The sequence below is a fragment of the Desulfobacula sp. genome (genome assembly GCF_014237455.1).
Classification (GTDB): domain Bacteria; phylum Desulfobacterota; class Desulfobacteria; order Desulfobacterales; family Desulfobacteraceae; genus Desulfobacula.
On sequence record NZ_JABZFL010000044.1, the window covers coordinates 1 to 2036 of the forward strand.

Below are 2036 nucleotides of genomic sequence, written 5' to 3' on the forward strand. Positions count from 1 at the left end.
TTCATGATAATTAAATTTTTACAATAATGAGACAATATTTTTTAATAGCCTGAAATATCACATAATTCATTGAAATTCAAAATTAAACTTTTACCCATTTTTTTAAACGAATTAGACTTCATAAAGAAGCAATTAAAAAGATTAAAGGAGGTGAGCCATGGCATTACCCATTGCAGCGACCCCCATTCTAAAAGGGAGAGATGCATCTGATTTTTTGCACAAAATTGAAAGTGATTTGAAAAAACCATTAAAATACACCCCAACTCCAAAATTGGGACAAGCCAAGGAATTAGTTAAAAAATATGTCGCAAAAGGAAAGAAATGAGATTGCCGACAGTGGCTGGAAACTACAAAAAGTCACCGATAATGACATTCTTTTTACTTTTGATTGTGGAAACCAAGATTTAAACGAATATTTTCAAATAGACGCCCTGCTTCATAAGGAAGCACTGATTACTCAAACTTACTATCTTAAGGCCACAGAGGAGCTTGATTTGCCTGTGGCCTTAATTGATTTATGCAATGATTCGATTCGTCTGAAAAAATTTAGTCAAATCCCTGACCTCCCTGAAAATAAAAGATATCCATTCCTTCCATCCGTCAAAATTACTCGACTCGGAGTTTCCCTTCCGTTCCAGAGCCTCGGAGTTGGCTCGCATCTTATTAACATGGTTAAGCGTCTTTTTATTACACGAAACCGGACAGGTTGCCGTTTTCTTACTGTAGACGCATACAACAATGACGACCAAAAGGCTATTAAGTTTTACCAAAAAAACGGATTTCAACACTTTTCCGAAAAAGATAAAAACAAAAAAACTCGCGCCATGTTTTTTGATCTAAAACGGATTTCCATAACATAATATAAGATATCTGCCCTAAGGAACGGGGACAAAATAACTTCCCCAAGTAGGCGCATAGATTTGGGTCAAATTTGTTCGATCTCAAATCACAAAAGTTGATGGAATAGCGGGCTATTTTGATATTTTTGTGATTTAAGATCGGGCAAAGGTGGCCTGAAGCTGTGATGCATAGTTGGGGAAGTTCTTTCGTCCCCGTTCCTAACTTCCCCTTGGTAGTTTTAGGATGGACGTTCCCTATATTCCAAAAACAATTGCATTCCCTTCTTTTCTGAGGTCTTCGTCCGTCATTTCGGATGCCCATACGTTAATCAGATTTTTTATCAGGTTTTCTTTGCCTTCAGCATGTCTGGACAGATAAGCGCGAGCTACAGGAACATCACCTTTGCGAAAATTCATGATCAGCCCATGAAGAATGTCCCATTCGGTTTGGGGATTCTCAATCCGTTTTTGATTACGTTCATCAGGTCTTGCCAATCTGAGCTTTGATCCTTTTTTGATAAGGGGCGCGTGAAATCCGGCATCTTCTGCTTTGGCCCGCCGGGCTCGTTTGCCAGCGCTTGACTGGGTATTAATACCAATAAAAAGTCCATCAGATGTATATCCGCCTGTCTTTGTTTCCAGCCTGATATTCAGGGAACGGGACAAGTTCAATGCTTCATCATAACGAAATTCCTTTAAGCCATAAATTCCATATAAGGTAAGCGCCATGGATGCTTCAGGTGACAGATCCTCAACATTCAATTGACCGTCAGTGATCCTGTAAATCTGGTTTTCAGCAACCACCCGGCTGGCTTCATTCATTGCACGGACAGGCCCAACCGGTTCATCACCATCTAAAACAGGCCATTGTTCAGAAAGCACCCTTAAAGCCCTGCCATAACTTGCAACCATTTCATCCACAGGGTTGAGTTTTAATACCTTGAATTCTTCAAGACCCTGTTTTACAGCCTGGCGGATTTTCTGCTGAACGCCGGTTCCGCCAAAACCGCTCCATGTTGCGGGTTCTGAGGATTTTGTTAAGCGTTTTCGGCAGGATATGAATATTGAGCTGACGGCTGAAGCATTATCCATAATATTCTGTGATTTTGAAAATTCAGACTCAACAGGGAATGCAGCACTAATGATCCATCCATTTTCTATCAAAGATCTTGTCAATGTTTCCCAAGCTTCTTGTCT

General features: G+C 40.1%; 3 protein-coding genes. 2 read left to right on the forward strand and 1 reads right to left on the reverse strand.

Going from position 1 to position 2036, the window contains the following annotated elements:
* Positions 1 to 157 precede the first annotated feature (157 nt).
* Both HGJ91_RS06570 and HGJ91_RS06575 read left to right on the forward strand, forming a co-directional pair.
* Complete coding sequence (locus HGJ91_RS06570) at positions 158 to 325, forward strand: hypothetical protein (RefSeq protein WP_291346914.1); 168 nt, start codon at positions 158 to 160, stop codon at positions 323 to 325.
* Complete coding sequence (locus tag HGJ91_RS06575; protein WP_291346915.1) at positions 303 to 860, forward strand: GNAT family N-acetyltransferase; 558 nt, start codon at positions 303 to 305, stop codon at positions 858 to 860. The genes HGJ91_RS06570 and HGJ91_RS06575 overlap by 23 nt, the downstream gene beginning before the upstream one ends.
* Positions 861 to 1094: 234 nt before the next feature.
* Here the strand turns inward: HGJ91_RS06575 and HGJ91_RS06580 are convergent.
* A partial coding sequence (locus HGJ91_RS06580; RefSeq protein WP_291346916.1) for a hypothetical protein occupies positions 1095 to 2036 on the reverse strand: 942 nt, incomplete at its 5' end.